7 protein-coding genes are annotated in these 7,919 nt (G+C 48.6%); 4 read left to right on the top strand and 3 right to left on the bottom strand.

Annotation, left to right across the window (positions count from 1 at the left end):
- The first annotated feature begins 212 nt into the window (after window positions 1-212).
- The 4 genes from QVO99_RS00845 (at window position 213) to QVO99_RS00830 (ending at window position 4,104) form a co-directional block, all read left to right on the top strand.
- The gene (locus QVO99_RS00845; RefSeq protein WP_022315694.1) at window positions 213-893 is read left to right on the top strand and encodes a LysE family translocator; all 681 of its coding nucleotides are present in this window, start codon (window positions 213-215) and stop codon (window positions 891-893) included.
- A 24-nt stretch (window positions 894-917) separates the two neighbouring features.
- Complete coding sequence (locus QVO99_RS00840) at window positions 918-1,460, top strand: DUF4924 family protein (RefSeq protein WP_022315693.1); 543 nt, start codon at window positions 918-920, stop codon at window positions 1,458-1,460.
- 85 nt (window positions 1,461-1,545) lie between these two features.
- A complete protein-coding gene (gene rfbD, locus QVO99_RS00835) occupies window positions 1,546-2,436 on the top strand; it encodes a dTDP-4-dehydrorhamnose reductase (protein WP_022315692.1) in 891 nt (296 codons plus the stop codon).
- A 99-nt stretch (window positions 2,437-2,535) separates the two neighbouring features.
- Window positions 2,536-4,104 carry a peptide chain release factor 3 gene (locus tag QVO99_RS00830; RefSeq protein WP_022315691.1) on the top strand — a complete coding sequence of 523 codons (1,569 nt, stop codon included), beginning with the start codon at window positions 2,536-2,538 and terminating at the stop codon, window positions 4,102-4,104.
- Window positions 4,105-4,323: 219 nt separating this feature from the next.
- On the opposite strand, the gene QVO99_RS00825 is transcribed toward QVO99_RS00830, so the two are convergent.
- The 3 genes from QVO99_RS00825 to QVO99_RS00815 form a co-directional block, all read right to left on the bottom strand.
- The gene (locus QVO99_RS00825; protein WP_022315690.1) at window positions 4,324-5,010 is read right to left on the bottom strand and encodes a DnaJ domain-containing protein; all 687 of its coding nucleotides are present in this window, start codon (window positions 5,008-5,010) and stop codon (window positions 4,324-4,326) included.
- A 249-nt stretch (window positions 5,011-5,259) separates the two neighbouring features.
- Window positions 5,260-7,107 carry a VapE domain-containing protein gene (locus QVO99_RS00820; protein ID WP_022315689.1) on the bottom strand — a complete coding sequence of 616 codons (1,848 nt, stop codon included), beginning with the start codon at window positions 7,105-7,107 and terminating at the stop codon, window positions 5,260-5,262.
- Window positions 7,108-7,278: 171 nt separating this feature from the next.
- A complete protein-coding gene (locus QVO99_RS00815) occupies window positions 7,279-7,734 on the bottom strand; it encodes a DUF6078 family protein (protein ID WP_022315688.1) in 456 nt (151 codons plus the stop codon).
- Window positions 7,735-7,919: the final 185 nt, after the last annotated feature.

The following is a 7,919-nucleotide window of genomic DNA, read 5'->3' as shown; positions in this document are numbered from 1 at the left end:
TTTCTTATCCCGAGCCGAAGCTTATTTTCTGCAAAGATAATTGAATTCGCCATAAACGCCAACCTCTAAAAAAGTTTTTTTCCCAATCAACGCTCTTCAATAATCTAAATCAATGATATACATCATCTTAGCGTTCAAATTAACTGTCGTTTGGAAAGTTTATGTTACAAAATTTGTATTTTTCGTGAAAATTGCGGAACTTTGCACCCACTATGCCATTTCCATTTCATATAAACATATTAGATCTACTCCTGAAAGGAGTTGCAATAGGTATTCTTGTATCAGCCCCGATGGGCCCGGTAGGAGTGCTTTGCGTTCAGCGCACACTCAACAAAGGCAGATGGTTCGGTTTCGTGACAGGCATCGGCGCCTGTGTCAGCGATTTCATATACGCCCTTATAACGGGTCTTGGAATGTCTTTCGTCATGGACTTCATCAGCAATTCCCACTATCGGTACATATTGCAGATTTCTGCAAGTATCATCCTCATGATATTCGGAATCTATTCGTTCAGAAGCAACCCGATGAAGAAAGTTCACGTAAGCAACCGTGGCACCAAGGGCTCTCTCATCCACAACTGCATCACGGCATTCCTCGTCACGTTCTCCAATCCTCTCATCATAATGCTCATGATGGGACTCTTCGCCCAGTTTGCATTCATAATCCCCAACCATCCAGTCGAGATGTGTGCCGGATATATCGGCATTATCGGCGGTGCGATGCTGTGGTGGTATGGATTGACATGGCTCGTAGACAAGATCCGTGCGGTTTTCGACACCAACGGCATTCAGATAATCAACAAGGTGGTGGGCAGCATCGTCATAGTGATGTCTATCATCGTCCTCATCGGCACGGTGTTCAACCTTTACACCCTGCCAACGATAAACTATTGACAACATTCAATAACTGATAAATATATGTTCATATCTCAGGAATTAAGAAAGAAGAGCATAGCTGAATATCTGCTATATATGTGGCAGATAGAAGATATCATAAGGGCATACGGATGCTCGCTGTCGAGGATAAAGCACGAGTATATAGACCGCTTCGACTATACCGAGGAACAGAAAGAGGAAATGACAGACTGGTATGGCAATCTCATCACGATGATGAACACCGAGGGCTGCCGGGAGAAAGGACATCTGCAGATCAACAAGATCGTGATACAGCAGTTGTCCGAACTGAGCAGCACGCTTCTTGCCTCACCAAAATTTCCTTTCTACAACAGCGAGTATTACAGGGTATTGCCCTTCATCGTTGAACTGCGCAAACGTGGCGCCAAGGATGAGGACGAGATAGAGACATGCTTCAATGCCCTATACGGAGTAATGATGCTCCGACTGCAGAAGAAGCCCGTCAGCCCTGACACGGAACATGCCATAAAGGAAATAACGACCTTCATCGGCATGCTCTCCGACTATTACCTTCAGGACAAGAAGGGCGAACTGGAACTGGAATAAGAATTTCTCCGACGGTTTGCACCATCGACAACATAAGAGGTTCACACAGCCTCGACGACTCATCAGCAACAAAAAACAAGCAATCATGAACATATTGGTAACCGGCGCCGGTGGTCAGCTCGGCAACGAAATGCAAATCGTGGCAAAAGGGAGCGAAGACAAATACATCTTCACCGACGTATGCGATGGATACACGCATCTCGACATAACATCAATCGACGACATCAGAAAGATGGTGAGCGAGAACGACATCAAATGCATCATAAACTGTGCCGCATGGACAAATGTTGACGCTGCGGAAACCGCTGGCGATATCGTGGAAACGCTAAACGCGACAGCTCCGGAAAATCTCGCCAAGGCAATGAAGGAGGTTGACGGACTGCTGATACATATCAGCACCGACTATGTGTTCGGCGCCGACCCATACAACACTCCTTGCAAGGAGGACCAGAAAGGAACTCCAACCGGTGTCTACGGACTGACCAAGCTGCACGGCGAACAGAAGATCCTCGCCACCGGAGTGAAGCATATCATACTGCGCACGGCATGGCTATACTCTGAGTTCGGAAAGAACTTCGTGAAAACGATGCTCAGCCTCACCGCCACGAAGCCTCAGTTGAAAGTGGTGTTCGATCAATGCGGCACTCCGACCTACGCCTTAGACCTTGCCAAGCTGATAGGTCATATCATCGACAACAAGTTGTATGAAAACAACTATGGCATCTACCATTTCTCCAACGAGGGAGTATGTAGCTGGTACGACTTCACCATACAGATAGCAAGACTGGCAGGCAACAACGGCTGCGACATTCAGCCATGCCACAGCAGCGAATTCCCAAGTCCGGTGACACGTCCTGCCTACAGCGTGTTCGACAAGACAAAGGTGAAGAACACCTTCGGAATAAAAATCCCATATTGGGTTGACAGTCTCATGGCATGTATGGAAAATATGGGTGCATTGAAAAAAGTAAGATAATATTAACTATATACATTTATAATGCTGGATGAATAATGAAAAGACAATGAAAAATCCCAATATCGTCTTTCATCCATTCATCACTCTTCAACAAAGAATATGGCTAACGAAATAGAAAGAAGGCGAACCTTCGCCATCATATCCCATCCTGACGCCGGTAAGACAACGCTGACGGAGAAATTTCTCCTCTTCGGAGGACAGATACAGGTGGCTGGTGCCGTGAAAAGCAACAAAATCCGCAAGACCGCAACTTCCGACTGGATGGACATCGAGAAGCAGCGTGGTATCTCCGTGTCTACCTCCGTTATGGAGTTCGACTACAAAGACTACAAGGTGAACATCCTCGACACCCCTGGTCACCAGGACTTTGCCGAGGACACTTACCGCACATTGACTGCCGTTGACTCCGCAATCATCGTAGTGGACAGCGCCAAGGGTGTGGAGACGCAGACGAGAAAACTCATGAGCGTCTGCCGTATGCGCAATACACCGGTGATAATCTTCATCAACAAGATGGACCGCGAGGGACGCGACCCATTCGACCTTCTCGACGAACTGGAAGATGAACTGGAAATAAAGGTGCGCCCTCTGTCATGGCCTATCAACCAGGGTGTGAAGTTCAAAGGTGTCTATAATATCTACGAGAACAAGCTCGATCTTTTCACGCCTGACAAACAGCGCGTTACGGAGAAAGTAGAGGTTGACATCAACAGCGAAGAGCTCGACAAGCATGTCGGCGAACAGGATGCAGGGAAACTGCGCGAAGACCTGGAACTGGTGGAGGGTGTCTACCCTGAGTTCAACGTGGAGGACTATCGTAAGGGCATGGTAGCCCCGGTATTCTTCGGATCGGCCCTCAACAACTTCGGTGTTCAGGAACTGCTCAACTGCTTCGTGGAGATTGCTCCAAGTCCACGCCCCACAAAGGCTGTGGAGAGAATAGTAGAGCCGGAAGAGAAGAAGTTCACCGGTTTCATCTTCAAGATAACGGCAAACATCGACCCTAACCACCGCTCCTGCATCGCATTCTGCAAGGTGTGCAGCGGAAAGTTCGAACGCAACAAACCTTATCTCCACGTGAGAATGGGCAAGACGGTACGTTTCTCCTCCCCCACCCAATTCATGGCTCAGCGCAAGAGCACCATCGAGGAGGCTTATCCTGGCGACATCGTCGGACTGCCAGACAATGGCATATTCAAGATTGGCGACACGCTGACGGATGGCGAACAGCTGCACTTCCGCGGTCTTCCTTCATTCTCTCCTGAGATGTTCAAATACATCGAGAACGACGACCCTATGAAGAGCAAACAGCTCAACAAGGGTATCGACCAGCTTATGGACGAGGGTGTGGCACAGATGTTCATAAACCAGTTCAATGGCCGCAAGATCATCGGTACTGTCGGTCAGCTGCAGTTTGAGGTGATACAATATCGTCTGGAGAACGAATACAACGCCAAATGCCGTTGGGAACCGGTACACCTGTATAAGGCATGCTGGATAGAGAGCGACGACGAGGAAGAACTGGAGAACTTCAAAAAGCGCAAATATCAGTATATGGCGAAAGACAAGGATGGCCGCGATGTCTTCCTTGCCGACTCCGGCTATGTGTTGTCTATGGCACAGGAGGACTTCAAGAATATCAAGTTCCACTTCACGAGCGAATTCTAATCATCCCCCATCGGTCATTAGAGCCTACTTGGAATGACCGATTTGGACTTGACAGATATCTCTGCAAATGCCACTGAAAGACATTTGACGGAAACAATAAAAGCAAAGCGACAAGCAATGGGAATCAATCCACATGCTTGCCGCTTTGTCTTTTTTATTTATCTATCCTATTATGTTTCTTTGAGACAACCATCTGGTGGAACATCAGGGCAATCAGCATCAACCCTGCCTCATCTGCTGCAACAGCTCCTTCTGCCGCTCCGTGAGATTCGTAGGCAACTTCACGTTATAGGTGATTATCATGTCGCCTATCGTTCCGTCGCCACGGTCATAGCCCTTGCCACGCAGACGCACCTTGGTACCGTTCTGGGTCTCCGGTTTTACCTTCAGCTTTATCTTCGAACCGTTGCCGAGCTGCAGCATCACCTCTCCGCCGAGCAATGCGGTATAAAGGTCGATGTTCACCGTTGCCTGCATCTCTCCCGAGTTCTGGCGCATCCTGCTGCCTCTGCCGCCGCCCATTCCGCCACCACCTCCGAAGAGGTTCTGGAAGAAACTGGAGAAGCCGCCCGTACCGGAACCGAAACCTGAGAAATCGAAACCGCTGAATGGTACATCCTCGCCATCATAGAAACCACCACCGGCTCCTCCTCGTCCGGCGCCCCGTCCGAAGGCTTCCGCCTCCTTCCAGTGCTCACCGTACTGGTCGTATTTCCTTCGTTTCTCCGGATCGTTTATCACCTCGTATGCCTCGTTCAGAGCCTGGAACTTTGCCTTTGCCTTGGGGTCATTAGGGTGAAGGTCGGGATGAAACTGCTTGGCTCTCTTCAGATAAGCCTTCTTCACATCCTTCTGCGGTATGGTCTTGTCCACACCAAGTATCTTGTAATAATCAATAAATGCCATATTGTCAACTCCTTTCCTCTAAATTAATCTTTTATAAGTCATCAGCAAATTTCGTGCCGAAGCAAAACCGCACATATCGTGGATTCATTTTCCTGCCCGGAAGTGTCAAAGTATCATTTTGGGGTATCGAAATGGGCGTAACTATCTCGTTATCAACATATTGAGAGAATGCCACTTTTCTGTTTTCCTTACAGAAAAGTAGCATAAAAGTATCACAAACGGGTATGAAGTATCATCATCGGGACGAAATCAGGTTCTTTTTCTCACCAGATACTTCATTCCGGAAGCAAAACGCTTGCGACGGATATCTGCCATGTTGGCGAGGCGTCTGCCGAATCCCATCAGCGAATTCACCTTCAGCGACGACCCTACGGTCTTCTTCAGGAAATCGAAGATCTCTGCTGCCGTGAGCCACTCGCCTTCATTCTCGTCGTCAACAATCTCATAATAGATGTTGAAATACTGGTCGGTGGGCGACATGACCTCGAACTCACAGTTGCTATGCATGATGAGGCGCACCTGTTCGGAATCGAAATAGCTCTTCTCGCCATCCCTCAATGCCGCCAACGCCTGGGCATAGAGCTGGCGGTAGTTGGGGCGAATGCTCACATCTATTGGTCCGGTGAGCTCTATTCCGATAAAGCGTCTGTTGCCCGACGGGTCGGCAAGGATATCCGTGAGATTGCTCGTGGCTATAAACGAGGCGAGGCGCGGAAACTCCTCCACATGACTGCCATAGGGACGCTTTATCTTCAGCGTAGGCAACTGTATGAGGTTCTTCAGGAACCCCTGCTGCACAGTGGGTGAAATCTGATTGAACTCGTCGAGATTGACAAGCAGAAACTGCGACATTGCCTGATACACCTGACGTTTCTCTGAGAGTATGAGGTTGTCGTTGTAGCCCCACTGAAGTTCCGGCGGCAGAAGGCGGCGGCAGAAGGTGCTCTTGTTGTAGCCCTGCCGGGAAATCAACAGCGGCGCCACGGAGTTGCCATACTGGCGGAAGGTGGTGCCCTGCCACTGGCTCACCATAGCGAGAAACCAAGTGTAGAACCAGTCTTCCCAATGCGGATTGGATGTAGGTACGGTGCGTGCCAGCTCACGGATATGGTCTTTGCCGTCCCACTTGCCGTTACACTCCTGCAGGAAGTCGCTTATCGGGTCATAATTCTGTATATAGTCCGACTCCAGGAAATTACGCACATCCTTGATGCTGACACGGATATCCGCCAACTGCACTTCGAGAGTCATACGCTTCTGCACCCTCGGCTCCACCGGCATATAGCCATACCATGGCTTTTCCTTTGACTGGTATTCCACGTATTTCATCACCACATTATAGCGGAAATCATAACGGCTACGCAGCAGCCTCATCATCCTAACGATATTCACTCGCACGCCATTGTCTTCTTTCTGCGCTTCCTCATTGTCGTCCGCCCAGGGTTCATCTTCAATATCGCCCAACGAAACGGGCGACGACATGGGCTGCACTCCGCTACTGTCGTCGATACGCAATGCCACAGCATCGGGATTGTAGTATGGCTCTGCATCCACGGTCATAAGGAAACTGTCGAAGAGAGACGGTTCGCCGCCGCGCAACGGCACGTTCACCACTGCCCTGTATATCGGCAGTATGCGTTGGTGGGCAATACGATACTGGCGGTCTGCCTCTTCTTCTACAGAAGGCAACGTGCCGTCTGCCCCAGCATATCTCACCAGCACCACCACGCTCATGCCATCGGCTCCCTGAAAGGCTGCCATAGTGGACGGGACGAAAGCTACGGCACGCTTCACTTTCTCTATAGCATCGCGGTCTGTGACATCTCCAAACTGCAAGGTGATTATCCCGTTGCAGCATTTCATCACCATATTGTCATTGTCATCCCGCTTCAGTTCCGCTCCGGGATATACATGTCTCCACTGTGGCATATCGTCGTAATTATGAATTTTGCGGTCTCTATATGGCGCCACCTCTCTGAAGCGCATCACCGTACGACGGGAATCATCTGTTGTCATGCGTGACAGCAAGCGGTCTATAGAGCAGAGGCTCATCACCATCTTGTTCTTATTATCCGTATGTCGAATTGTTATCTTCATAGTGTTTTTCAAAAATTTGTTTTTACTTGAGTTATACACTTTAACCTGAATCGGTCATTAGGGTTTAACCCGAATCGGTCATTAAAGCATCCTGAATTTCCCCCCACGGCGTGGGGAACGATTCCCCCCAATGTGGGGTTTCATTCCCCACGGTGTGGGGGAAATCCGGAATCATCTGTTATGGAAATCTATCTCTGTGGAATAATTGTCAAAGTCCACGTTTTCGTATCCATATTCAGCAAAGAGCTTCTTGATATGCGCCTGCTGGTTGGGATTGAGTTTGAGCTGACCGAGCTTATAGCGGTAATACTGGCTGTCGCTGCCGAGATATTCCTTCATCGTCTCGCGCAGGGATTGGGCATCACGCACCTTGACATCGATGAAGAGCGAATCGAAGCCCCATGCCATTTTCACCACACGCAGAGGAACGAACCACTTGCACTCTCCATCAGCCAAAACGTCAGGAAACATAGCATAGTCCAGCCTGATTGCCCGGTTCTTGCATTTGGTACACTGATAACGGAGACACTCCGTCTTCTTCTCACACTGCTCCAGGAAGCAATAAACGATTCCCTTTGGAGTCTTGCCTTCTTTAAAGGCTTGTTCAAGAATCTTAATGTTTTTCATGGTTGAAATAATTAATGAATTAATGACGCAAGTTTTCAACTTGCAAAATCTGTATTAAAAATAAAAACGGTCATTAAACCGTGAATATCCTGTATCTATATCTTATCGCATTAGCACTGCAAATATACGAAATAATTTCCATACAATGACACTTTTGTGATACTTTTATGATACTTTTCTGTAAA

The organism is Prevotella sp. CAG:592 (assembly GCF_000436015.1).
Lineage (GTDB): Bacteria > Bacteroidota > Bacteroidia > Bacteroidales > Bacteroidaceae > Prevotella > Prevotella pectinovora.
Note: the sequence above shows the minus strand (reverse complement) of the source record. Positions and strands in the feature narration are given on the sequence as shown.

Bases quoted from the DNA above. Each gene is read 5' to 3' on its own strand.
- QVO99_RS00825 (WP_022315690.1), bottom strand. From the start codon at position 5,010: ATGGCATTTATTGATTATTACAAGATACTTGGTGTGGACAAGACCATA.
- QVO99_RS00820 (WP_022315689.1), bottom strand. From the start codon at position 7,107: ATGAAGATAACAATTCGACATACGGATAATAAGAACAAGATGGTGATG.
- QVO99_RS00845 (WP_022315694.1), top strand. From the start codon at position 213: ATGCCATTTCCATTTCATATAAACATATTAGATCTACTCCTGAAAGGA.
- QVO99_RS00815 (WP_022315688.1), bottom strand. From the start codon at position 7,734: ATGAAAAACATTAAGATTCTTGAACAAGCCTTTAAAGAAGGCAAGACT.
- QVO99_RS00830 (WP_022315691.1), top strand. From the start codon at position 2,536: ATGGCTAACGAAATAGAAAGAAGGCGAACCTTCGCCATCATATCCCAT.
- QVO99_RS00840 (WP_022315693.1), top strand. From the start codon at position 918: ATGTTCATATCTCAGGAATTAAGAAAGAAGAGCATAGCTGAATATCTG.
- rfbD (WP_022315692.1), top strand. From the start codon at position 1,546: ATGAACATATTGGTAACCGGCGCCGGTGGTCAGCTCGGCAACGAAATG.